Below are 24319 nucleotides of genomic sequence, written 5' to 3'. Positions count from 1 at the left end.
GCAAACACCATATGTGGAAACCTTTAAATTTGCAGCATAAAAATTTGCACAAACCTTAGAATACAGACAGGCTTGCCCTGAGGTAGTTTAATTCTTGTTTCTTTAGTACAGCAGGTCTAACCTGTTGGTGACTGCTTAGGAATATGTAGTTAAAGCAAACTTATAACGCCTAAATTAAGCTGGTTTTTAAGTTAAGGCAATTGGGGGTGGTCATTCCTGCCGATTTTGCCGTTATTGCCGATTCTGCCGGAATCAGGTGTTTTTCTAATGGAGGTCTAGCACGCTTTACCTACGCCTTTGCTACGGATGAGCTACGGCGTTGTTAAGTACTCAGGAGGAGTATAGCCTTCTATGTTATTGAAAATGATTTATAGAATTTAAGTTATGCAAGAACACTCCTTAGTTTCTATCATCATCCCTACGTATAACCGGGCACATTTGATCGGGGAAACCTTAGACTCTGTTCTGGCACAGACGTATACGAATTGGGAGTGTATTGTAGTGGATGATGGTTCTTTTGATTCAAGTTATAGTATAGTTAAGAAGTTTTGTGAAAAAGACAAACGTTTTAAAGCCTTTCAAAGACCAGGCAATAGCATCAAAGGTGCAAATAGCTGCAGAAATATTGGTTTTGATCAAAGTACTGGGGATTATGTTATCTGGTTTGATAGTGATGATCTAATGACTCCAGATCATCTAGAAGTTAAACTTGAGGAAATTCAAAAGGCACAAGCAGATTTTGTTATTGCCCAGACCCAAAATTTTAGCGAGAACGGATTTGAAGCTCCCTATGTTTATGAGCAAAAACCCTACGGCATCACTGCAGAAGATTTTATTCTACGGCGTATTCATTGGTACACCTATGATGTCATGTTGAAACGTAATGTAGCAGGGCGTATTCGATGGAATGAAAATCTACAATCTTGGCAAGACTATAATTACTTTTGTAAAATGCTGCTGGTTACCACAAAGGGTCATTATATTCCACAAGTTTTAACCCATCGTAGATTGCATAGGGTATCCATTCAACAACAAATGACCAGTTCATTCAGTTCTTTTAAAAGTGCTTTAATTGATGTGTACTGGTATACATTTCAAGATATAAAGCATCAAATATCAAAGCATATAAAAAAGGAGTTTACGCGTAATCTGATGAACCTAAGCTTTGGCTTGGTAAAAGAATATAAAATACCACCTCGAATTTTTCAGATTGCTAGCTTGGTTTTTAGGGTGTTTGGCTTCAGAGGTTTACTTTTCTATAAACTTTCTTTGGTTAGTGGTGCTTGTATTAGAAAAGGAGAGTCTTTGCTGGAAGTAGCTAAAAGCAAAAATTAAGATAACAGCTCCGCATCAATCTTGTCTAAGATAGCAGTATCACTTTCAATATCAAGTTTACGTGCAAATAGATGGGTTTTAGAAGCTTCTTTTAGTTCTTCAAAATCTTCAGCGCCAAAGGTTACGGGAAGCGGTACATTTTTTCGTTCCCAATTGGTATATGTTAATGATGGGGCAATTTTTAATGTGTGATCTAATTCCGCAATATGGTGTATTATAGTTTGAAAAAAAATCTCATCGGCAATTAAAGTGTCCTGATGGTATCTCAAAAATGACGGATTATTGTCTATAAAATTTAAAATTCGTCTGGCTAAATTAGAAGACATCGCCCACCATTGAGAACCACCAAAAGGCTTAATGTCGTTAGGATGTCTTCTTTTTCTTAAAATTTTGAAAAGAGTCTTTTTTTTTCCTCGACGTAGAATAGCATATAAACTTTTAAACACTCTAATGTTGTAGAAGGATTCCTCCCATATTGATGGGATCAAAACAAAGTCATACCTTTTATTGCTTAATGACATCCTGTAAAAATTTAATCGGTCTAGGCCTCTGTTAGTCCAACCATCTACTGGTATGGAAAAAGTAGACACAAAGCCATCATAATAATTTTTTATTAATGTCTCTTTAATTCTGGAATTATTAACTAAAGGATAATCTTGCCCACTTAAAAGTATTAAATAAGATTTCCCTTTTACATTTAAAGCTTCTCTAATCAATTCGATTGTGGCTTCAACAATATCTGTACGTCCCCAGTTGCCTGATTTTCTTTGATTGTCGTTTAAAAAAAAAACATTTTTTTTTGGCATTGAGTTAATAAAGGGTTTTAACGGTTGATTTCTATCGATATTAATAAAAAAGTAAGAGTTGCTTGAGTCTAGGCGTTCGATGAGTCTAGATAGTTGTTCAGGATTTTTATGCGCTAGAATGAGGTAAGAAGTGATCAAATCAGATAGTTATTTTATAAAAGGTTAAAATACGATTTATATGGATAGTTTGGTTTCGATAATATTACCTGTTTATAATGGACAAAAATTTTTAGATTCCGCGATAAAAAGTATTTTATCACAGAGTTATGAAAATTTAGAGCTAATTATAATTAATGATGCTTCAACGGACAAAAGTTCAGAAATAATAGAGAATTATTCACGTATTGATCAGAGAGTTAATGTTATTGACAATGAGGTAAATAGGAATTTACCCAATTGTTTAAATATCGGGCATAGTAAAGCAAGGTCTGAATTTTTAACTTGGACATCAGATGACAACATTTTAAAGCCGGATTTTTTAAAAACAATGGTTGACGTTATTAAAAATGAGCCTTGCGATATTGTATATAGTAACTATGACATAATCAATGAAGTTGGAGATTTCAAGCGTCAACAATTATGTTTGCCAGTTTCACATATATTATTTGGTAATGTAATAGGTGCTTCTTTTTTATACAAAAGAAAGGTATATGAATATCTTAAAGGATATGATAAAGATTTACACGGTGTAGAGGATTATGATTTTTGGCTTAGAGCATCACTATCTTTTACGTTTTATCAAATACATGATAATCTATATAAATATCGACAACATTCTGATAGTCTCACTAAGCAATTAAATACAGATTTAAAGAAAAGGAAAGTATTTCAAGAAAATAATAGAAAATCAATACACAACATTCTAAATCAATTGAATTTTAATCAAGAGACAAAGTTTCTGATCCACTCTTTAAATGTAAATGAGAAGATTGATCTAACATTCTATCGTGAAAATTTCAAAGCAATACAAAAAGATTTTCTAAAGTTTGAGAACAGTTTGAAGACAATAGGTCATTTGGAGAAGTTGGAGTCGTTAAACCGAAAAATGCGTAGTAGTTTACTAAATGATTCTAGAGTATTAACACTAAATGACCTATTATGGTTTTTAAAATATCAAAGAGGTGTATTCTTTTCTAGATATTATAGCCGAAAAAGTACCCTCTACTTATTAAAACTCTTTTTTAACCGTACTTGAGATTGAAATTGGAAAAGTGAATTTTTACAATTGTATCTATTGTTGGATCTGCCATTTATTAAAGTACTAAAAATTATCATCTATGTGTAGCCTCGTTTCTATTGTTATGGCAACCTATAATAGGGAACTCTTTATAGAGGAAACTATACAAAGTATACTTAAACAAGAGTATACAAATTGGGAGCTGTTGATAATAGATGACGGATGTAAGGATAACACGTATCAAGTTTTGATTCCCTATTTACAAGACCCCAGAATAGGTTTTTTTCAAAGAAGTCTTAAATATAAGAAGGGACTTCCGGGTTGCAGAAATATGGGACTAGATCTTGCGCAAGGGGAATTCGTTATTTTTTTTGATGATGATGATATTGTTCATCCGCAAAATTTGCAAATCTCAATAGGTGAAATATCCTCCCGCCCAGATTTAATGTTTTGTAGGTATAGACGGGAAGTTTTCGAAGGGAAGTTTGATAAGGTTTTTGACACTTCTCAGAAGTTAGAAAGCTTTTCTATTCAAGGCTTAAAAGACTATTCAAAGTTAATTACACAAGAATTACCATTTAATTCTTGTTCTGTATTATGGCGAAAAGAGTGTTTCAAAGATATCCGTTTTAATGAAGAACTCCTGTATGCTGAAGAGTGGGAGTGTTATACTAATATACTTACCGAAGGGAATAATGGTATTTCAATAGATAAAACACTCTATTATGGGCGAAAACATGCTCAGTCAAATACGGGGGAATTTTATAGAGGCAACCCTTTACGAGTTCAATCAAAAATTAAAGCATCCAAAAGTATAATTGATTTGCTCAATAGGAAAGGCCTTATGACTCCTCGACTTTATAAATATTTTGGTTGGATGGCAGTATTGTTAGGAAGTAAGTCATTGTACAAGTATTTAGAAAAATATTCATCCATTAATATTTTTATTAGACTAAAAATGGCTTCAATTTATTATTTGAGTCCAGCAGTACTTATTTTTTTGAAATTAAAAAAAAAAATCGGTTGAATAGAATATTGTATTACGTATTGTGAAAATTTTAGTTTTATCTGAAACCTTAGATGTATCAAGTAGTAGCGCCGGGAAAGCCAATTATGCCTTTATACAATCTTTGTTGTCAGCCGGCTTTGAAATCACTGTCTATCATTATTCCTATAAAGAAATAAACTTACCCGGAGTTGAATCGATCTTAATTCAAGAGCGAAAAACAGATCTAAATTATTGGTTAAGTCGGGGACAGCGGGTTTTGCAACGCATTACCCAAAGGGATTTTTCTAAGCTCCTAGAGAATCGGTTTGGTTTTTCCTTTACATTTTTTAATGATGTCAATACTATGGTGACGGCTTTAAAACCTTTACGAGCAGCTGACTATGATATTATACTCACATTGAGTAAAGGAGCGAGTTACCGTACGCATGCTGCTTTGTTGAAATTACCAGAATGGCAGGCTAAATGGTTGGCCTATATACACGATCCATACCCTTTTCATTGGTATCCCAAGCCCTATGACTGGGTTCAGCCCGGGAGTGTTCAGAAGGAAGCTTTTTTTAAAAAGGTAGCTCAAAAAGCAGAATGGCTGGGATATCCTTCCCAATGTCTGCAAGACTGCATGGGAACTTTTGATGCTAGCTTTAAAACCAAAGGGATCGTACTACCGCACCAAGCCAGTGAAGCTGTGGTTGTAGAAAAAGCTTTTCCTGAGTTTTTTGATCCTGATGATTTTAATGTGTTGCATGCAGGGAATTTATTAAAGCAGCGGGATCCGTTTCCATTAATCCGGGCATGGAATCTGTTTTTGGCGCAGCATCCCGAAGCAAAAGCAGTTACAAAACTTTTATTGATAGGCCCGGGTGATTATCACGAACCTGAACTTTCTAAAGTTTGTAGTGATAAAGAAACCATTTACCGCTATTCCGGATCTATGGATTATGAGCAAGTACGTTTGTTGGAGCAGTATAGTTCCGTGAATATCGTGTTGGAAGCAGCGGCTGAAGTGAGTCCGTTTTTACCGGCTAAATTCCCCAACCTTGTTAAGGCTAATTGTCCAATATTGCATCTGGGGCCAAAACATAGTGAAGTGCGCCAACTTTTAGGCGAAAATTATCCATTTGTTGCTGAGGCTGGTGACGTAGAGCTTATGACAATTAGAATTAAAGAGTTATATCATCAATGGAGAAATAATACGACTGCTCCTTTAAATGTGAAACTTCAAGATTATTTTTCACCGTCATATTTAAGGAAAACTTTAAGTGAACTTATATCCAAATGATTCTAGATCCAAGGTTCTCCATAATTATTCCTGTATACAATGGTGAAGAGTATTTAAAAGAAACATTGACCAGTATACAAAAGCAAACTTATTTAAACTGGGAATGTGTAGTTGTCGACGACGGCTCTAGGGACTCAAGTGTGAATATTGCAGAGCTCTTTGCTTTACACGATACTCGATTTAAAATTTTTCAACGGCCTGCAAGCTTACCTAAAGGAGCGAATAGTTGTCGAAATTTTGGTTTTGATCAAATTACGGGAGATTTTGTTAACTGGTTTGATGCGGATGATTATATGCTTCCTCAATTTATCGAAACTAAAATGCAGGCTTTTAAAAATAATGTAAAACTAGTAATAAGTTCTGGCTTTTTTACTAACGAACTATTAGAAAATAAAAAGCCTATGCATGTCTTCCAGACACAAGAATTGTATACAGATTATTTTTTGTGGAAGTTAAAACTGACTACGGCTTCTGTCGCTTTAAAGAAAAGTTTCCTTACTGATAAATCGCTTTTTGATAACACATTAGAAAAAAGTCAGGAGTTTGAATTCTTTACAAGACTTTTTGTTGACCTAAGCTCTGAATCATACAGAATTATAGAAAAAGAATTATTTTTATACAGATCACACCCTTCATCAAAAACCTCATTAAATCAAGGATATAATGAATCATTTAAAGAGTCTGAGGCATTTGCTATCTTAGTAAACTTAGAAAGATCAGTAAGGTTTTCGAATATCAAAGTTGCAAATAGCGCTTATCGTTTATTGATCAATTTATTACACAAGGCAATAGCTAACAATCATAATAGCAATGTTGAGGTTATTTATAGAGGGCTTAAGGATAATTTAAAAGCTACTCGAAGAGGAGTAATAGCCTCTCATATTTTAAGGATAATGATTAAGTGTAATAAATTATTCAATATAAATTTTCTTCCTTGGGATAAGTTGCTCAAAAAAATAAATGTTTATTAGATTCCAAATGAAGAATTATCTTATCCTAATCCCCGCTCGTGCCGGTTCGCAACGCCTTCCCGGAAAAAATATGCGGCAATTAGGAGATAAACCGTTGGTGGGGCATAGTTTAGCATACGCTCAAGATAATGGTTTTAGTAATATGGTAGTCACTTCTAATGATGCACGTGTTCTTGAATATGCAAAAGAAGTAGGTGTTGAAGTTATTAAAAGACCGGATGCCTTAGCAGGTAATGAAGAACCTGTTGTAACCGCTTTGCAACACGCGGTAGATCAATTACAAAAAAAATACGATGCGGTTATTTTATTGCAGCCTACAAATCCGTTGAGACCAGAAGGTCTTCTTAATGAGGCTGTTTCGGTTTTTGAGCAAGAGGGTTGCGACAGTCTGATGACCGTTTCCCGAAACGAACATAAATTGGGGACCATTTCAAATAATCGGTTTATACCCTATAATTATAAAATGGGGCAGCGGAGTCAGGATTTGGAACCCTTATATTTTGAAAATGGACTGCTCTATATTTTTAAAACGGAATTATTAAATCAGGGCAAACTCCTCGGTGAAAACAACTATCCCTTAATTGTGGATCATCCATTTGCCGAGATCGACATTGATACGGAAGCTGATTTTAAAAAAGCGGAGTTGTATTTGAAGTATTATACTAATTAAGACTAAACACAGACTTTTGAACCCATACATACAGATCGAAAACCGAAAAATAGGACCAGATTACCCACCGCTTGTCATCGCTGAGATTGGTATTAACCATGAAGGATCTCTAGAAGTGGCTAAGGAAATGGTGGATGCAGCCCACCGCGCAGGAGCGGAAGTGGTTAAACATCAGACGCATATTGTAGAAGATGAAATGAGTGGTGCAGCGAAGAAAGTGATTCCGGGAAATGCAGCTATTTCTATTTATGAGATTATGAAGCGTTGTGCGCTTGATGAAGCGGATGAAGTTGCTCTGAAAAACTATGTAGAGAAAAAAGGGATGCTATTTATCTCAACTCCTTTTTCGCGTGCAGCAGCAAATCGTCTAAACACCATGAATGTTTCGGCTTATAAAATCGGTTCCGGAGAATGCAATAATTATCCCTTGCTTAAGCATATCGCAGGTTTTGGTAAACCGGTTATTCTTAGTACCGGGATGAATACACTTGAAAGTGTTTCTAAGGCTGTACAGATTTTTAAGGACGCCGGTACACCTTTCGCATTGCTGCATACGACTAACTTATATCCAACACCTACTCATTTAGTGCGGTTGGGCGCGATGACTCAACTGCATCATGCTTTTCCGGATGTGCCTTTCGGCTTATCAGATCATACCTTGAACAATAATGCTTGTTTGGGTGCAGTAGCTTTGGGAGCTTCTATTTTAGAGCGGCATTTTACCGATCATATGCAGCGTACCGGACCGGACATTGTCTGTAGTATGGATGAAGAAGCTTGCGCTGAACTCATTCAGTCGAGTAAGGAAATCTGGCTCATGCGCGGTGGTGAAAAAGCTCCGGTAAAGGAAGAACAAGTCACTATTGATTTTGCATTTGCAACCGTTTGTACTATAGCACCCATAAAGGAGGGTGAGGTCTTTACCGAAAAAAATATTTGGGTGAAGCGTCCCGGAACCGGGGAAATTTTAGCTGAGCAGTTTGAAGATATTTTAGGGAAAAAGGCAGCAAGAACTATTGCAGAAGATGAACAGTTGAAAGCAAGTGACGTGCTGTGATTAAAAAAATAGCTTTTCTTACCGGCACTCGGGCAGATTTTGGGAAACTGAAATCGCTTATTCAGGCAATTCACGATTCAACTGACTTTGAATATGGAATTTTTGCAACCGGAATGCATCTGCTCGAGCAATATGGGCTCACTGTTATTGAAATTGAAAAAGCAGGTTTTCAAAATATTGAGCGCTACTCGAATTATACCTCTGAAGCCACTATGGACCTCACTCTGGCTAGAACTATTGAAGGTTTTTCGGCCTATGTGAAAGCATTTCAGCCAGATTTAATAATCGTTCATGGCGACCGGGTCGAAGCCTTGGCCGGTGCAATCGTGGGTTCATTGAATAATATTCTAGTTGGTCACATTGAAGGTGGCGAACTTTCAGGAACGGTTGACGAACTCATTAGGCATTCGGTGAGTAAATTGAGTCATATTCATTTCGTCTCTCATGGGACGGCAGCTAAGCGTTTGGTACAAATGGGCGAACTCGAAAGCAGTATTTTTAACATCGGTTCGGCTGATTTAGATGTGTTGTTCAGTGAAACTTTACCCAATCTCAAAACTGTAAAAACTTATTACAACATTCCGTTTGAAAGCTATGCGGTAGTTTTATTTCATTCCGTAACCACAGCTCATCAGGAAACTGCCAAGCACGCAGATGATTTTGTACAGGCGCTATTGGAAGATAATCAAAACTATGTGGTGATTTACCCCAATAGCGACCTAGGTTCTTCGGCTATTTTGGAGGCCTATCGTAAATTTGAAAAGCATCAGCGATTCCGGCTTTTTCCGTCCTTGAGGTTTGAGTATTTTATTACCTTGCTCAAAAACGCGGCGTTCTTAATAGGAAACAGCAGTGCCGGTATTCACGAGGCTCCCTATCTGGGTATTCCCACAGTAAATGTAGGCAGACGTCAAGAAAATCGCGACTTGCAGACTGACAGTATCATTCACGTGGATAATGCTAAAGCAGCTATTTTAAAAGGTATCGCTTCCGCGAAAGCGCTAAAGGTCAATCCAAAAGGGACAAAAAGTACTAAAACAGCAGCTTCTGGATTTCTGGAAGCCTTAAGAACCGAAGCCTTTTGGAAAATAGACCATCAAAAGCAGTTTCGAGATCTTTAATTTTGAAAAATGAAATATGCATTTTAAACTTCTAACTTTGAATCTAAAATCTTGAATTTAGAATCTCAAAAGGCCTTAGGAATTGTCATTACAGATGGGGTTGGTTTTCGCAACTTTGTGCTGAGCACTTTCATGACTGAAGCAGCCCGTTCTTTTAAAAAAGTAATTATATTTTCAGGGCTTCCTTCTTCAGCATTTCCTGAGCTTGATAAAACTGTTTTTACGATCGTTGAACTTCCTGTTTTTACTGAAACTAAAAAGAACTGGTTTTGGCGTAAACTGAAAGAAGTAGCACACCTGCAGAAACATAAATCCAATCCGGGTATTGCAGATAATTATGAGATGAATAAGGCAAAAAGCTGGAGCCCGCACGGGCTTTTGGTTCGCCTGGTTTATACCGTTAGTTCAGTATTTTATAGTGAAAAGAATATACTCAAGTATGAAACGCTTCAGGAGCAGAGCTTTGCAAAAGACGCAACTGTAGCTAAATATGGTGAAATTTTAAGGGATCATAAGCCAGATCTGTTGTTTTTTACGCATCAGCGACCACCCTTTATTGCTACTCTAGTTTTTTGGGCGAAAAAGTTACAGATTCCTACCGCCTCGTTTATTTTTAGTTGGGATAATCTGGCTTCAAAAGGGAGGATGGCTGCGACTTTTGATTACTTTCTGGTCTGGAGCGATTTGATGAAACACGAATTGCTTCGGTTCTACCCATACACCAGAGCAAAAGCTATTTCAGTTGTAGGTACACCTCAGTTTGAACCTTATGTGTTACCCCAATTTGACCTTTCCGAAAGGAAGTTTTACAAGACTTTAGATTTAAATTCTAAAGAAAAAATCATCTGTTACAGTTGTGCTGATGCTTCTATTGGAGCAAATGATCCTTTGGTAATTGCTACTTTGGTAGAGGGGATTCGTTCAGGAGCAATCGATTTGTGCCAGCTTTTGGTACGAACTTCACCGGCTGAAGACGAGCAGCGATTCGCAGAAACCAAAACAAAATACCCTGAGATCAAATGGAATCATCCCAAATGGGAACTCACCCGGGAAGGGCATCCCGAACCCTGGTCTCAACGGGTACCTACACGTGAAGACCTGAGCATGCTTAAAGCCATTCTTAAGTTTTGTGATCTTAACGTTAATATGCTATCAACCATGAGCCTCGACTTTATGCTATTTGAAAAGCCCGTTGTCAATACGGCCTTTGGTAACGGTGCTAACGGACTTTATAACGATCAGCGGTTTTTACAGTATGAGCATTATGACAATGTGGTTAAAAGTGGCGCCGTTAAAATCGCAAAAAATGCAGAAGAATTGTATGCTGCTGTAAACGCATACCTGCGTAATTCCAATCTGGATCTGGAAAATCGCAGGAAGCTTATCGATATGCAGGTGGGAAAACCTCTTGACGAAACCACTCAAGCTTGTGTACAAGCTTTAAAAAATACTTTATGAGCACCAAAAGATTAGCGGTAGTTTGTAATTATGTCCTTCGAGCCGATCGCATCGGCGGTATGGATCGTTTTTTTGTGGCTTATGATAAAGCAGCGAAAGCTAAGGGTTATGAAGTAGATTGGTTTTTTCCGGATGTTTTGGATAAAACATTTTACGAGGGTGTTGCCCTTTTTTCTGCGGAAGGAAATTCAAGTGTGGAAGCCTTTTTTCTCAACTACCTTCAGGAAAATAAAAAAACCTATACCGCACTGGTTACGCATTTTACCGAACTATGCAGCCCTTTTTATAAGAAAGCAAAAGTTGCCGGAAGCATTGAAACCATTATAGCAGTAGATCACAATCCACGTCCTTTAAATGGTTTCCCTATTAAAAAACGGTTGAAGAACCGTCTCAAGGGCTACTTACATCATAAGGCTATAGACCGGTTTATAGGAGTGAGTAGCTATACTGCCCGGAATATTGTAGAAGATCTGGGGCCGGTAGTGGCTAAAAAGACCGGGGTGATCTATAACGGGATTGATACTTCTGTATTTAAAAAGAGAGAAAATCAAGATCTGAATCCAGAACGTAAAGTTCAGTTTGTTGTGGTTTCTCATCTTAGGGAGTCTAAAGGTATACAGGATTTGATTGATGCTTTGGGTTATTTGTCAGAAGCTATAAAAAAACGTCTACACATCAGCATTTATGGGGAAGGCCCGCTGGAAGAAGGTTTAAAGCAACAGGCTAGAGACAATGAGGTCGATAGGTTACTAAGCTTTAAAGGAAGTTCTTCAGGGATTCCACAACTTCTGGCCGATTATGAGTACCTCATTCAACCAACGTATATGGAATGCTTCAGTCTCTCCATCCTAGAGAGTTTATCAGCAAATGTTCCTGTTATTACTACAACAGTTGGCGGCAATCCTGAGATTATTAAAGAGGATGTGAATGGGTTTTTATTTCAACCAAAGAATAAACGGGCTCTTGCAACTATTATTGAAGAAGTAGTAAATGGAGGTCGAAAAATAACTGAAGATACTTCGGCTTTAATTGAAAAGGAATATTCACTAGACCGTATGGTTGCAGAACATATTAATTTACTGGACTGATGCACATTGCTTTTTTAACACCCGAGTACCCTCATAAAGATCTTAAGGGGTCTGCCGGTTTAGGAAGCAGTATTAAAAATCTGGCAGCAAGTTTGATTCAGGCCGGGGAACGCGTTACGGTTTTTGTGTACAGTCAGGCGGAAGATAGGGAATTTGAAGATCAGGGAATCAAAATTCACAGCATCGCTAAGCGGAAGTATAAACTTGCAGGCTGGTATTTGCATCGTAAATTTTTACAGCGTTATATTAATAAATTTATTCTTCTAGAGGGAATAAATGTTCTCGAAGCACCGGATTGGACCGGAATTACGGCTTTGATGCGTTTTAAATGTCCGTTGGTTATTCGACTTCATGGGACCGATGCCTATTTTTGTCATTTGGAGCAACGCACACAAAAAACTAAGAATCGCTGGTTTGAACAACTAGCACTTAAAAATGCCGATCATATTCTTGCAGTAAGTGCTTTTACCGCAAAACTGACCAAAGAAATTTTTGGACTGAAAAAGGAAATACAAGTAATTCCTAATTCAATCGACACAGAACTCTTTAAGCCTTCAAAAGTTGAGGCTGAAGCTCATCGAATCCTATATTTTGGAACCTTGATTCGTAAGAAAGGAGTGTTGGAATTGGCAAAAATTTGCAATTTGCTTTTTCAAAAGACTAAAGCGGTCAAACTCATTTTAGCAGGAAAAGATACAATCGATGTACTAGTGAACCGTTCTACTAAAACTCTTTTTTTAGAACAGCTTCAGGCGGAATATCATAGTCAAGTGCAGTTTGTGGGAGTATTGCCCTATGCTGAAATTGAACATGAACTTGCACGAGCTAGTGTGGTTGTGCTACCTAGTTTTGCTGAAGCCTTACCCATGACCTGGATTGAAGCCATGGCGATGGAAAAGGCACTTGTAACTTCTGATATTGGTTGGGCAAACGAGGTGATGATCGATGGTGAAACCGGGTATACGGTAAATCCAAAAGAACATCAACAGTTTGCCAATAGCATTCAGGAACTGTTAGAAAATTCCAAACTTCGTTTAAAAATGGGTAAGAAAGCACGAGCACATCTGAAACTGAATTTTGCGACTGAGGTTGTGGTAGAACAAAATGTAGCATTTTATAAAACTGTTATCAACGAATGAATCGCTATATAACTGATACAGGAGAAATCTTGTTATACACGGGTGCTCCTGATTTAAATATGCTAGATCAGTTGGCTAAGGGACCAGGGGATCTTTGGCATTCCAGTTATGATCAAGGTTTTAAAAATTGTTTCCCGGAAATCGTTTATCAAACAGCTACATTCTGGTGGTTTATCAATGATTTTGAAAATACTACGAGTTGTATAAATTGGCGCGTAAATGCAAGCTGTTTTGTAATTCGAGAGAACGTTTGGAAGTTGCTTAATGGCTTTGATGCACGGTATAATAGCGAAATAATGCAAGGGATTGATCTTGGCTACACGCTTTTAAGAGAACTTGGGGGAGTTCCCATTTACGTCAAAGGCTTATACGCATTAAGTGCAAATAGCGCAAACATTGAGACTGAAGACAGGTATGCATTTTATCGTAAACATTTCAAAACTGGGCATAGTATTTATATGATGCTCAGGCAGCCTCTTTCTAAGTGGTTTTCTGAGCTGTATTATTTTATTGAATCCGCTACCCATCAATCAGCTACATCGAACTTAGTAACATTGCCTTTAAAAACTTTAGTCACTATAGAGGCTCCCAAAGTTTCTGTGGTAATCCCTACTATGTTTCGACAGGAATATACTGTACAGCTTTTAAAGGATTATGCAGCGCAAAGTATTTTACCTATAAAAGTCATTGTAATAGATGCAACTCCAGAAGAATTCAGAAATGTAGCCCTTTATAATCTAGACTTACCGTATGAATTCCAATTAATTTGGCAAGAATCTACCGGGAGTTGTCGTGCTCGTAATGAGGCTTTAGAATATTGTAAAGGGGATTATATCATTTTTGGAGATGATGATATTAGAATACCTCCGGATTTTGTTGAAAATCATATTCGTTTTTTAGAAACCTATCAGGCAGATGCTTGTAATGGAAGAGATATTAGGGCTGCGCATTATACAAATGATTTGACTGATTTGGATGCTTTTTTAAAACGGTCTCCAACAAGTTTGCAAAAAGCCGGAGTAGCGCATCAATTTAGTAATGCTAATAGTTGTGTAAGAATGCAATGGGTCAAAAAGCTGATCGGGAATGATGTTAACTATGATGGTGGGTACGGAGAGGATAGCGATTTTGGCCTGCGTCTATTAAAAGAAGGAGCTGTAGTAATGTATAATCCGTTTTCGGTTAATTTGCACTTAAAGCCACCAGCGGGTGGATATAGATTTTGGGGGCAAGAAAAACCAACTTCAAAACCTTGGGAGTTGAATGCACCTGTAGGAATGTTAAAACCTGTGCCAAGTCCAACAATACTCTATTATACCTTAAAGCATTTTACTCCAAGTCAGCAGAAAGAATATAAATACAAGCATTTTATATTGAATTTGGTTAATGGTAAATCCTATTTAGTACTGAAGCGGTTGCTTAATGTTCCAAAGAAGTTGAAGCAGTATAGACTTTCGAAATGGTATGCACAACGCTTGATCGCACTTGGAGAACGTTATAAATAGCCTTTTAGTTTATGCCCATTTTTTCCTTAATTATATGCACCTATCAGCGCTCACAAGCATTAGTAACCTTGTTAAAATCGGTTCAAAAGCAGAGGCTTTATCCCGATGAAATCTTAGTGATCGATGGTTCGATAGATAACCAAACTGAAAATGTGCTTATAAAGGAGGTTATTAAAAATCTAAAGTATTTTAAGGTTGAAAAGCAGGATCGTGGACTTACCCTTCAGCGGAATTTTGGGATAGAGAAGCTTAATCCCAAGTCTGAAATTGTGTGTTTCTTGGATGATGATGTGGTCCTTGAGCCTGATTATTTTGAGCAAATTCTTCATACTTTTCATGAAAAACCTAATGCTGTTGGGGTGGGAGGTTATATTATCAATGAAGTAGCTTGGGAATCCGATCAAAATGAGCCACGAGCAAGTTGGTTTGGTTTTGATGGGTATCAACGGAAAGAAGGTAGTCGGTTTCAATTGCGTGCGTTATTTGGATTACAGCCTGATGCTGCTCCCGGATTTATGCCTAATTTTGGACATGGACGATCTATTAGTTTTTTACCCCCTTCCGGAAAAACATACCCAGTAGAGCAACTAATGGGAGGTGTGGCAGCTTATAGGAAATCCTTGTTTGAGAAACTTAGTTTTTCCAGCTATTTTGAAGGTTATGGCTTGTATGAAGATGCCGATTTTAGCTTGAGAGCTTCGAAGTTGGGTTCTTTGTGGATCAACACCAGGGCACAATTGTCACATTATCACGATCCTTCAGGAAGGCCTGATCTCTATAAATACGGGAAAATGGTGATTCGAAATGGTTGGTATGTGTGGCGGGTTAAATATCCAAATCCGAATTTAAAAGCACGCTTTAAATGGAATGCGACTGCATTATTACTTACTCTCATTAGAGTTACAAATGTGCTTACAGCTGTAGATAAAAAAGGAGCATTTAATGAAGCTGCTGGTAGGGTCGCGGGATGGTGGAGTTTGCTTTTTAATAAGCCAAAGCCTCAATGAAATTTGCAGTAATTACACATATTGAGCATTTTGAAAAGGATGGAGATTTTTATTCCTATGGCCCATATGTTCGTGAAATGAATTTGTGGTTCAAAGACGTAGATGAAGTTGATGTAGTAGGTACGTTCAGCTCAAAAAATCCTGGAAGTATAGACTTAGCTTATAAAGCTAAAAGTTTACGATTGATCAAAGTCCCTTCGTTTGACATTACCGGTATTGCTCAGGTAGGGCGAGCACTTTTGGTGCTGCCGGTAATAATTAAGAAAATTTATTGGGCAATGTCGGGTGCAGATCACATTCATCTGCGTTGTCCCGGAAATATGGGTTTGCTCGGTGCACTTGTTCAGCTATTTTTTCCAAAGAAGACAAAGACGGCAAAGTATGCGGGAAACTGGGATCCTAAGGCGAAGCAGCCCTGGAGTTATAATCTGCAAAAATGGATATTAAGCAACCGTTTTTTGACCAAAAATATGCAGGTTTTGGTTTACGGAGATTGGCCTCATCAAAGCAAAAATATTAAGTCCTTTTTTACCGCGACCTATACCGAAGCCGATAAGAAAGCGCTTCCTCAGCGTAAATATGATTTGCCTTTGCGTTTTCTCTTTGTAGGATCTTTGGTTCCGGGTAAGCGACCGTTGTATGCTTTAGAGCTAGTAAACGAACTCATCTCCAAAGGTTTTCCGGCAGAACTTCATTTTTATGGTGACGGACCCTTAAAGGAAATGCTTCTCGATTTTATCACGGAGCAGCATCTAGAAAAAAGTGCTTTTCTTCACGGAAATCAATCCGCTTCTGTGCTAGGTGAAGCCTACACGAAAAGTCATTTTTTAATACTTCCTTCTAAAAGCGAAGGCTGGCCAAAAGCCATTGCAGAAGCCATGTGGTGGGGTGTTATTCCTATAGCTACTTCAATTTCTTGCGTGCCGTGGATGTTGGACCATGGTGATCGCGGTGTTTTGGTCAACGCTGAGCTTGAATCTGATATAACCAAATTAGAAGCACTTTTAAAGGATAAAGCCCGACTGAGATACATGGCACAAAAAGCTTCCATATGGTCACGTACGTATACTTTAGATTTGTTTGAAGCTGAACTTAAAAAGCTCCTGTAAACCGTGCGTATTTTACAACTCATAGACAGTCTAGATACCGGTGGTGCCGAACGCGTGGCGGTCAATTATGCCAATGCCTTGTATGACTGTATAGAGTTTTCAGCTTTAGGGGTTACACGAAAGGAGGGTGCGCTAAAGGAATTGTTGTGTGATGAGGTGCCGTATTTATTTTTAAAGCGAACAAAAACTGTAGATATAGCTGCACTGCTTCGGTTGAGACGTTTTATAAGAGAGCATAAAATTCAAATCCTTCAAGCCCACGGAAGCAGTTATTTTATAGCTTCTTTAGTTAAAATGATCACCCCGGGACTTAAATTGATTTGGCACGATCATTACGGGAATAGTGAGTATTTAGAAAACCGAGCTGTTGGATTTTTAAAATGGAGCAGTAAAACTTTTGATGCTGTTTTTGCGGTAAATGAGAATTTAAAACTTTGGGCACAACGTACATTAAAAGTTAGTAATGCTTTCTATGTGCGTAATTTCATTGCAGAGGCATTTCCTTTAGAAAGCTCCAAGAAGTTTGCAGGAATTAAAGGGAAGCGAATTGTTTGTGTTGCTAATTTGCGAGGGCAAAAAAATCATCATTTGCTCTTAGATGCTTTTGAAAAGTTACTTGAAACAGATTCTGAGTATACCTTGCATTTATTTGGAGAGGCACCAAACACTTCCTACGCAACTTCGCTTTTAGCACGCATCGCACAATTCCCCGTTAAAAAGTCGGTTTTCTATCACGGGGTTTATTTAAAAATGTCGGCGATTTTACCGCATTTCGATATCGGGGTACTCGCTTCAGCTTCAGAAGGCTTACCTCTAGCATTGTTAGAGTATGGGCAAGCCGGACTTCTCATAGTAGCAACAGATGTGGGGCAGTGCAAGGAAGTGCTCGCCGGTTTTGGATCTTGTGTTCCTGCGAATGATACGGAAATTTTAACTTCGGCGCTGCTGAGTTTAAGGGATACTAAAAACGAAGCGGAAATCAATGCAATACATTTTCAGAAACGCGTTCTAGAGCACTACGGCGCACAGGAGATCGTAAAGAAGGTAATTGGTATATATGATCAAATTATTTAAAAACTATAATAAGCGGTATTTGCAACTTATAGGGCTTCATGCTGCTATAGGCTTTGCAATCTATTTATTTCGGTTTTTAGGTTTGTTCTATTTTCTAGGGTCTATCGTTTTTTTTGTGATATGGACATTTCAGACAAAAAATAAAAATAATCAGGCTTTACTTGCGGCAGCTTATATGACTGCAGGTGAGGTGTTTTTTAGAATGACCGGTGGGAGTATTATTCCTTGGGAAGCGGGGAAGTATTCTGTGATCTGTTTCATTCTTATCGGCTTGTTTTTTAGTGGAACTTCGCGGAAATCAGCACCCTACTGGCTCTATTTAATCTTGCTTATTCCGGGGGTTATCTATGCTGCCGAAACCCTGAATTTTGATACGAATGTGCGGAAGGCTGTTATTTTCAATTTAAGTGGTCCATTTTGTTTGGGGATTTCCGCGCTGTATTGCTATGACCGTAGAATTACCCGTAAACAGTTGCATAATGTGGTTTGGTGTCTTTTAATGCCCGTGATCGCACTTTCGATCTATTTATTATTCTTTACACCCGATACCCGGGACGTACTTAACGGAACGCAATCTAATTTTGCACTTTCCGGGGGGTATGGTCCTAACCAAGTGTCCACCGCCCTAGGTATTGGAATGTTTGCCTTAGTCGTTCAACTCTTTGTCAACAGCCGCAATAAGCTCATCTTTTTTATCAATCTTGGATTGCTTATGTTTTTGGCCTATCGTGGAATTATCACTTTTTCTCGAGGCGGTGTGTTAACGGCTGCGCTTATAAGTATCGCTTTTATCGTGATGTATTTTCAAGGGGTTTCCGGGAGAAAGCGAAATGCTATTTCATTTTACTTAGTGATCATCGGAGGCGCAATCGCCATCACTTGGTTGATCTCCTCCGTCCGCACGATGGGGCTTATCGATTTGCGTTATGCCAACAAGGATGCAGCAGGACGCATTAAAGAAGATCTGTCTACAGGAAGAGAAGAACTTATTACTTCAGAACTCACGTTTTTTGTCAACAACCCAATACTAGGGATCGGTGTAGGGAAGACTAAAGAATACCGCGAAGAAAAACTCGATATACTGGCTGCTTCTCACAATGAGATCAGTAGGCTGTTGTCAGAACATGGCGTGTTTGGGTTACTTGCTCTTTTTATTTTAGTATTAACCCCATTGTTTTTTAGAATAGGAAATAGAAACAATTATTTGTTCTATTCTTTTTATGGATTTTGGTTTTTGACCATAAATCATTCCTCTATGCGGGTCGCGGCTCCGGCATTTATTTACGCGCTGGCGCTTTTAAACGTAATTAATGAGAAAAAAAATACTTTATCTCGGCAACAAATTAGCCCATAAAGGCTATACCCCAACAGGTGTCGATACTTTGGGGTTGAGGCTGGAGCAAGAGAGGTTTTCGTTACGTTATGCAAGTAGCAAAAGTTCTAAATTTCTTAGGCTTTTTGATATGCTGGTTGAGGTGTTCAAAAGTCGTCATTGGGCTGATTATGTTTTGATCGACACCTATAGTACGCAAAGCTTTTGGTATGCCTATCTCGCGGCTCGTCTTTGTAAATTATTCAGCTTAAAGTATATTCCTATTCTTCACGGTGGAAATCTTCCGCAACGCTTAGAAAAAAGTCCGAAAGCATCCAGACGTATATTTGGGAAGTCCTATACTAATGTAGCACCCTCTTTATATCTCAAACGAAGTTTTCAAGAAAAGGCTTATCAGAATGTCAAATTAATTCCCAATGCTATTGATTTAAGTTTATATGAATTTAAGCAGCGGTCTAATCTTAAGCCCAAATTGCTATGGGTGCGTTCCTTTGCAGAGATCTATAATCCCATTTTGGCGGTAGAATTAGTTCATAAACTAAAGCAACAGTATCCTGAAGCCCAGCTGTGTATGATAGGTCCTGATAAGGATGGATCGCTAAAAAAGTGTAAAGAACACGCTGAAAAACTTGGTGTTCAGGTGCAGTTTCCGGGAAAATTATCCCGTGAAGCTTGGTGTTCTATGGCTGCGGAATATGATATCTTTATCAATACGACACATTACGACAATACACCGGTAAGTCTTATTGAAGCTATGGTGCTAGGACTACCGGTCATTTCTACTGAAGTAGGTGGGATTCCTTATTTAATCCGTCATCAGGAGAACGGACTTCTTGTTCCTGACGGAGATGCGCAGGCATTTATTCATTCTATAAATCATTTATTGCGTGATCCAAAATTAGCTTATTGTCTTTCTGAATCAGGAAGAGCAACAGCTGGAGGTTTTGCCTGGAAACAGGTAAAATTACAGTGGCATAAGTTATTGTCTTAAAATAGGTTATATTTGAGGCACCAAACAGCCCCCTTCATGTCTTGGATACCCAAAATTCATTTTGAAATTTCTGAGCGTAAAATTTTATTACGCGTCTTCGATTTGGCTTCGATTACCTTGATGCTTATTCTTGTCTACAGTTTATTTCATTTTGATTATTTGAAGATCAGGTATAGCAGGTGGGGATGGATTTTAGTATTATGGCTTTACTACACGGTTTTTGCAGCGATTTTTGAGCTGTATGATTTACAAAAAGCTGCATCTTTTCAAACGACACTCAAGAATGTTCTACTTACCGTTTCTACAACGGTTTTGTTTTTTATACTAACGCCATTTGTCACACCGGTTTTACCAGACAACCGATTGCAAATACTTATGTTTTTTGGTTCAATGGTGGCAGGGATACTCTTTTGGAGATATGCCTATATCAAACTGGTGTCAGCCCCACGTTTTAATAAACGTATTTTAGTAGTGGGAAATAGCTTTGATATCAACCTTATCGCGGCCAATTTACACAGAGCCGACCCTAATTATCGCGTGATCGGTTTTGTAAATACCGATGAGGTGCATCCCGAAGATTTTGATAAACGACTTAAAGCCATCGAAGTACATAATTTGATCAAAGCCATCAAGCGCTATACAGTTTCTGAAATTGTCGTGGCAAGTTCGGCGAAAGGGGTTGGGGTTGATCTGTATAATAAGTTGCTTGTGTTGTTGGAGCGTGGTTTTCCTATACGGGAGTACACTCAGGTTTATGAAGAAATTACACATCGGGTTCCGGTGCAGCACGTAGAGCGTGATTTTTATAAATATTTCCCATTTAGCCGAAGCAATAAAAACCGATTCTATCTTTTTATCAGCAGGTTGTTTAATGCGATTTTTGCATTATGTGTAGTCTTTTTGAGTCTTTTTATTTTTCCGCTTGTCTTTCTCGGGAATTTAATCGCAAATCGCGGTCCGCTTTTTTACACCCAAGAGCGTGTTGGACTTAATGGGAAGCCGTTTAATATCATCAAATTGCGTACGATGATCGTTGATGCCGAAGCAGGAGGTGCGCAGTATGCGAGTAAAACCGACAGGCGTATCACTCCTTTTGGTAAAATTCTACGCAATTTACGTATTGATGAAATTCCGCAATGTATCAATATTTTAAAAGGCGAAATGAGTCTTATTGGTCCCCGGCCAGAACGTCCCGTTTTTGTAAAAGAACTTTCAGAAAAAATACCGTTTTACGAGATCAGACACGCGGTGAAGCCGGGACTTACAGGTTGGGCACAAGTGCGCGGCCGGTATGCCGAATCTGTAGATGATACGCTCGAAAAATTGCAGTACGACCTATTCTATATCAAACACCGCAATCTCTTTCTTGATCTAAATATCTTGCTGAAAACCATCAGTACGGTAGTATACTATCGCGGGCAATAAGCTATTTTGCTTTTTTGAAAAAGGAAAGTAGAAGCAAGATACTTGCCGGTATAAAGGCAAGTTTAGCAAGATAATCCCCATAACGTACGTAAAATGTAAGGCGGTCATTAGTATTGATCGTGCCTTTTAAACTTCCGCGTAAACCGTAGCCCAATTCTTTTGTAATTGCTCCTTTTTGATCGATAAAAGCCGAAATTCCCGTGTTTGCACTGCGTGCAATACTGCGACGGGTTTCAATGGCTCGTAATCGTGCATAATTAAGGTGCTGTTTGTGTCCCTGGGTGTTGCCCCACCACGCATCATTGGTGATGATCGCGAGAAACTGGGCACCTTCTTGAACATAACCGGTAACAAAGTCACCGTAAACAGATTCATAACAAATCACGGGACCTACTTTTGTACCATCAGTTCCGGTAAAAGCAACACGATTTTCTTGCGTTGTTTTCATAGAAACCGTGCCGCCCAGATCAAGCATCACATCACCCAATACAGGTTTTAAAATACTTTGATACGGAAAGTTTTCAACGCCAACTACGAGTTTACTTTTATGATAAATCTGCGTGCTGTCAGAAGCGTTTAAAAGAAAAGCCGAATTGAAAAAGTCTGCCCAAATAGGATTCCCTATGCGATCTTTGCCTACGTAATTTGAGGTAGGTAAGGTAGCGGCTTTGTCGTTGTACACGCGGTAAAATTGTATTCCTGCGAGATAATTTAGGTTGGGATAGTTACTTAAAAAACTCGTTGCTTTTTCCTTTTCCGTACTAAATTCAAAATTACGAAGATCAACCCCGGCACCTTCAGCAAGTACGGTTTCGGGAGCGATAAGATAATCTGTTGAAGGGGTAAGCGTCTTGAAAGCTTCCTCAAAAAGTAGATCTGCAATGCGCTCGTTTGTCGTATTGTATTTTTCGGTGTACGGGTCAATGTTGGGTTGAAGCAGTACAATTTCAACGGGGTTTTCAGTTTCGATGTAATTCGCTAAAATAAGCTGACTGATTCCAATAGGAATTAAAATGATTCCGAAGGCAATAGCTATTTGGATGCTTAGCTGCTTTATTTTTTTAGTTTCCTTAAAGGCTAAAAGTGCTTGAAAAAGTAGTGCATTCAATACCCAAACCCAAAGTGTTCCGCCAAAAGTCCCGGTGTATTCATACCATTGAATCCAGCCCGTGTAGGTTGCAAAAGCATTGCCTAAGTTGAGCCAAGGCCAGGCAAATTCCCAGTTGAGATGCATAAATTCATACAGCATCCACAGGGCTACGAGAAAGACAAGGCTTAGACGGTTAGAAAAGCGTTTGCTTATGCGCACATAAAGCATCCATACAAAAGTCATAAGCAATGCATTTGCCAGCACGGCAAACCACATCCCGAAAGGAGTAGAATTATAAAGCCACCACGTGGTGATGATATTGAAGGTGAAAAAAGCGACGTAAGCGAGCCCAAAAATTTTGAGTTTTGGGCTTTTTGCTGCTTTAGTGTTGAGATTGTGTGTAGCTAACAGCAGAGGAACAAACCCAAAAAACAAAAGCAACGGAAATCCATAAGTCGGCCAGGCTAAAGCTAGTAATAATCCAGTAGCAAGTGCCAATAAAAAGTTTTTCATAAACAGTTTCTAAGACTGAAGCAAGTTACAGTAACCTCAATTTATAACGTAAAAGCAGAGCTGAAAATATATACGCCATTGTGTTAAACCTATTTAAAAGGCGTCCTGCACTTTTTGAATTGTGGCTAACTTAGGACAAAAACCAAAAATGCGAATTCTTATTACAGGTGCTACCGGTTTGGTAGGGCAAGAGCTTACGAGGCAATTGCACGGAGCCGGTCACGAGGTGTACTACTTGACTACAAGCCCGAATAAAATTGAAACCAAATCTAATTATAAAGGATTTCTTTGGAATACGGCCAAAGGCGAAATTGATAAGGCTTGCCTAGATGGCGTTAGTACCATCGTACATTTAGCCGGGGCAAGTATTGCCGAGCGTTGGACCGAAGCCTATAAAAAAACAATCTTAGAAAGTAGAACGGAGACTGCAAACCTCCTTTTGCGTGCTTTAAAAGAAACAGATCACGAGGTAGAGCAGTTTGTTTCAGCGAGTGCTATTGGGGCATATGCTTCGTCTAAAACACAACTATACACGGAGTCTTTTGAAAAGTACAATCCGGGATTTTTAGGTGCGGTCGTTGAAGCCTGGGAAAAAGCAGCAGATCAATTTGAGACCTTAGGACTTGAAGTTGCCAAAGTGCGTGTTGGTGTAGTTCTGGCAAAAAATGGCGGAGCTTTAGAAAAGTTGATTCAGCCTATAAAATATTATGTAGGGAGTCCGTTAGGCGATGGGCAACAATGGCAATCCTGGATTCATCTCGAAGATCTTGCCGGGATTTTTAAAGAAGTGATTTTAAACAAAAATAATGGAGTTTATAATGCGGTTGCGCCTGCGCCGGTTACTAACGAAACCTTGACAAAAGAAGCGGCTTTGATCTTAAACAAGCCTCTTATTTTCCCTAAAGTTCCTGCCTTTATGCTCAAATTGATTTTAGGCGAAATGGCCGCAGTGGTTTTAGAAAGCCAGAAAGTAAGTTCCCAAAAAATAGAACATCAAGGCTATTCTTTTAAATACACGCAACTCAATCAAGCATTGAAGGATTTACTTGCTTAATACGCTTTGCAGAAAGTAAACTACCTCAGGTCAAGCCTGTCTGTATTCTAAGGTTTGTGCAAATTTTTATGCTGCAAATTTAAAGGTTTCCACATATGGTGTTTGCCT

General features: G+C 38.5%; 21 protein-coding genes. 19 read left to right on the top strand and 2 right to left on the bottom strand.

The window, feature by feature from the left end:
- Window positions 1–384 precede the first annotated feature (384 nt).
- Entirely contained in the window at window positions 385–1335 is a 951-nt protein-coding gene (locus WA338_RS18540) for a glycosyltransferase family 2 protein (protein ID WP_336094504.1), read from the top strand.
- On the opposite strand, the gene WA338_RS18535 is transcribed toward WA338_RS18540, so the two are convergent.
- Window positions 1332–2279, bottom strand: coding sequence for a beta-1,6-N-acetylglucosaminyltransferase (locus tag WA338_RS18535; protein ID WP_336094502.1), 948 nt, complete (start codon window positions 2277–2279; stop codon window positions 1332–1334). The genes WA338_RS18540 and WA338_RS18535 overlap by 4 nt on opposite strands.
- A gap of 40 nt (window positions 2280–2319) precedes the next feature.
- Between WA338_RS18535 and WA338_RS18530 the strand changes: the two genes are divergently transcribed.
- From WA338_RS18530 to WA338_RS18450, 17 genes are all read left to right on the top strand, one after another.
- Entirely contained in the window at window positions 2320–3336 is a 1017-nt protein-coding gene (locus WA338_RS18530) for a glycosyltransferase family 2 protein (protein WP_336094501.1), read from the top strand.
- Window positions 3337–3442: 106 nt separating this feature from the next.
- The gene (locus WA338_RS18525) at window positions 3443–4345 is read left to right on the top strand and encodes a glycosyltransferase family 2 protein (RefSeq protein ID WP_336094499.1); all 903 of its coding nucleotides are present in this window, start codon (window positions 3443–3445) and stop codon (window positions 4343–4345) included.
- Window positions 4346–4367: 22 nt separating this feature from the next.
- Window positions 4368–5606 (top strand): UDP-glycosyltransferase, encoded by a 1239-nt coding sequence (locus WA338_RS18520; RefSeq protein ID WP_336094497.1) that lies wholly within the window; start codon window positions 4368–4370, stop codon window positions 5604–5606.
- Window positions 5603–6577, top strand: coding sequence for a glycosyltransferase family 2 protein (locus WA338_RS18515; protein WP_336094495.1), 975 nt, complete (start codon window positions 5603–5605; stop codon window positions 6575–6577). The genes WA338_RS18520 and WA338_RS18515 overlap by 4 nt, the downstream gene beginning before the upstream one ends.
- Complete coding sequence (locus WA338_RS18510) at window positions 6567–7247, top strand: acylneuraminate cytidylyltransferase family protein (RefSeq protein WP_336094493.1); 681 nt, start codon at window positions 6567–6569, stop codon at window positions 7245–7247. The genes WA338_RS18515 and WA338_RS18510 overlap by 11 nt, the downstream gene beginning before the upstream one ends.
- A gap of 16 nt (window positions 7248–7263) precedes the next feature.
- Window positions 7264–8304 (top strand): N-acetylneuraminate synthase, encoded by a 1041-nt coding sequence (neuB, locus tag WA338_RS18505; protein ID WP_336094491.1) that lies wholly within the window; start codon window positions 7264–7266, stop codon window positions 8302–8304.
- Window positions 8301–9425 (top strand): UDP-N-acetylglucosamine 2-epimerase, encoded by a 1125-nt coding sequence (gene neuC / locus WA338_RS18500; RefSeq protein WP_009781251.1) that lies wholly within the window; start codon window positions 8301–8303, stop codon window positions 9423–9425. Before neuB ends, neuC begins: the two co-directional genes overlap by 4 nt.
- Before the next feature lie 51 nt (window positions 9426–9476).
- Window positions 9477–10883 carry a hypothetical protein gene (locus WA338_RS18495; protein WP_336094488.1) on the top strand — a complete coding sequence of 469 codons (1407 nt, stop codon included), beginning with the start codon at window positions 9477–9479 and terminating at the stop codon, window positions 10881–10883.
- Window positions 10880–11971, top strand: coding sequence for a glycosyltransferase family 4 protein (locus WA338_RS18490; protein WP_336094486.1), 1092 nt, complete (start codon window positions 10880–10882; stop codon window positions 11969–11971). The genes WA338_RS18495 and WA338_RS18490 overlap by 4 nt, the downstream gene beginning before the upstream one ends.
- On the top strand, window positions 11971–13110 hold the full coding sequence (locus tag WA338_RS18485) for a glycosyltransferase family 4 protein (RefSeq protein WP_009781248.1): 1140 nt from the start codon (window positions 11971–11973) through the stop codon (window positions 13108–13110). The genes WA338_RS18490 and WA338_RS18485 overlap by 1 nt, the downstream gene beginning before the upstream one ends.
- Complete coding sequence (locus WA338_RS18480; protein WP_009781247.1) at window positions 13107–14615, top strand: glycosyltransferase family 2 protein; 1509 nt, start codon at window positions 13107–13109, stop codon at window positions 14613–14615. Before WA338_RS18485 ends, WA338_RS18480 begins: the two co-directional genes overlap by 4 nt.
- Before the next feature lie 11 nt (window positions 14616–14626).
- Window positions 14627–15622, top strand: a complete 996-nt coding sequence (locus tag WA338_RS18475; RefSeq protein ID WP_009781246.1) for a glycosyltransferase family 2 protein — start codon at window positions 14627–14629, stop codon at window positions 15620–15622.
- Window positions 15619–16731, top strand: coding sequence for a glycosyltransferase family 4 protein (locus WA338_RS18470; RefSeq protein WP_009781245.1), 1113 nt, complete (start codon window positions 15619–15621; stop codon window positions 16729–16731). The genes WA338_RS18475 and WA338_RS18470 overlap by 4 nt, the downstream gene beginning before the upstream one ends.
- 3 nt (window positions 16732–16734) lie before the next feature.
- On the top strand, window positions 16735–17805 hold the full coding sequence (locus WA338_RS18465; RefSeq protein WP_009781244.1) for a glycosyltransferase: 1071 nt from the start codon (window positions 16735–16737) through the stop codon (window positions 17803–17805).
- Entirely contained in the window at window positions 17789–19159 is a 1371-nt protein-coding gene (locus tag WA338_RS18460; protein ID WP_009781243.1) for an O-antigen ligase family protein, read from the top strand. Before WA338_RS18465 ends, WA338_RS18460 begins: the two co-directional genes overlap by 17 nt.
- Complete coding sequence (locus WA338_RS18455; protein ID WP_336094480.1) at window positions 19116–20129, top strand: glycosyltransferase family 4 protein; 1014 nt, start codon at window positions 19116–19118, stop codon at window positions 20127–20129. The genes WA338_RS18460 and WA338_RS18455 overlap by 44 nt, the downstream gene beginning before the upstream one ends.
- Window positions 20130–20165: 36 nt before the next feature.
- The gene (locus WA338_RS18450; protein ID WP_009781241.1) at window positions 20166–21554 is read left to right on the top strand and encodes a sugar transferase; all 1389 of its coding nucleotides are present in this window, start codon (window positions 20166–20168) and stop codon (window positions 21552–21554) included.
- 1 nt (window position 21555) lies between these two features.
- Here the strand turns inward: WA338_RS18450 and lnt are convergent, their stop codons facing one another.
- Window positions 21556–23157, bottom strand: a complete 1602-nt coding sequence (gene lnt, locus WA338_RS18445; RefSeq protein WP_009781240.1) for an apolipoprotein N-acyltransferase — start codon at window positions 23155–23157, stop codon at window positions 21556–21558.
- 148 nt (window positions 23158–23305) lie between these two features.
- Between lnt and WA338_RS18440 the strand changes: the two genes are divergently transcribed.
- Complete coding sequence (locus WA338_RS18440; RefSeq protein WP_009781239.1) at window positions 23306–24211, top strand: TIGR01777 family oxidoreductase; 906 nt, start codon at window positions 23306–23308, stop codon at window positions 24209–24211.
- The last annotated feature ends 108 nt before the right edge of the window (window positions 24212–24319 follow it).

The sequence above is a fragment of the Leeuwenhoekiella sp. CH_XMU1409-2 genome (genome assembly GCF_037029365.1).
GTDB classification, from domain to species: Bacteria; Bacteroidota; Bacteroidia; order Flavobacteriales; family Flavobacteriaceae; genus Leeuwenhoekiella; species Leeuwenhoekiella blandensis.
Note: the sequence above shows the minus strand (reverse complement) of the source record. Positions and strands in the feature narration are given on the sequence as shown.

Excerpts from the sequence above, each read along its gene's own strand:
- WA338_RS18540 (WP_336094504.1), top strand. The coding sequence starts at position 385 with ATGCAAGAACACTCCTTAGTTTCTATCATCATCCCTACGTATAACCGG.
- WA338_RS18530 (WP_336094501.1), top strand. The coding sequence starts at position 2,320 with ATGGATAGTTTGGTTTCGATAATATTACCTGTTTATAATGGACAAAAA.
- WA338_RS18525 (WP_336094499.1), top strand. The coding sequence starts at position 3,443 with ATGGCAACCTATAATAGGGAACTCTTTATAGAGGAAACTATACAAAGT.
- WA338_RS18515 (WP_336094495.1), top strand. The coding sequence starts at position 5,603 with ATGATTCTAGATCCAAGGTTCTCCATAATTATTCCTGTATACAATGGT.
- WA338_RS18510 (WP_336094493.1), top strand. The coding sequence starts at position 6,567 with ATGTTTATTAGATTCCAAATGAAGAATTATCTTATCCTAATCCCCGCT.
- WA338_RS18490 (WP_336094486.1), top strand. The coding sequence starts at position 10,880 with ATGAGCACCAAAAGATTAGCGGTAGTTTGTAATTATGTCCTTCGAGCC.
- WA338_RS18485 (WP_009781248.1), top strand. The coding sequence starts at position 11,971 with ATGCACATTGCTTTTTTAACACCCGAGTACCCTCATAAAGATCTTAAG.
- WA338_RS18480 (WP_009781247.1), top strand. The coding sequence starts at position 13,107 with ATGAATCGCTATATAACTGATACAGGAGAAATCTTGTTATACACGGGT.
- WA338_RS18475 (WP_009781246.1), top strand. The coding sequence starts at position 14,627 with ATGCCCATTTTTTCCTTAATTATATGCACCTATCAGCGCTCACAAGCA.
- WA338_RS18470 (WP_009781245.1), top strand. The coding sequence starts at position 15,619 with ATGAAATTTGCAGTAATTACACATATTGAGCATTTTGAAAAGGATGGA.
- WA338_RS18460 (WP_009781243.1), top strand. The coding sequence starts at position 17,789 with ATGATCAAATTATTTAAAAACTATAATAAGCGGTATTTGCAACTTATA.
- WA338_RS18455 (WP_336094480.1), top strand. The coding sequence starts at position 19,116 with ATGAGAAAAAAAATACTTTATCTCGGCAACAAATTAGCCCATAAAGGC.
- WA338_RS18450 (WP_009781241.1), top strand. The coding sequence starts at position 20,166 with ATGTCTTGGATACCCAAAATTCATTTTGAAATTTCTGAGCGTAAAATT.
- lnt (WP_009781240.1), bottom strand. The coding sequence starts at position 23,157 with ATGAAAAACTTTTTATTGGCACTTGCTACTGGATTATTACTAGCTTTA.
- WA338_RS18440 (WP_009781239.1), top strand. The coding sequence starts at position 23,306 with ATGCGAATTCTTATTACAGGTGCTACCGGTTTGGTAGGGCAAGAGCTT.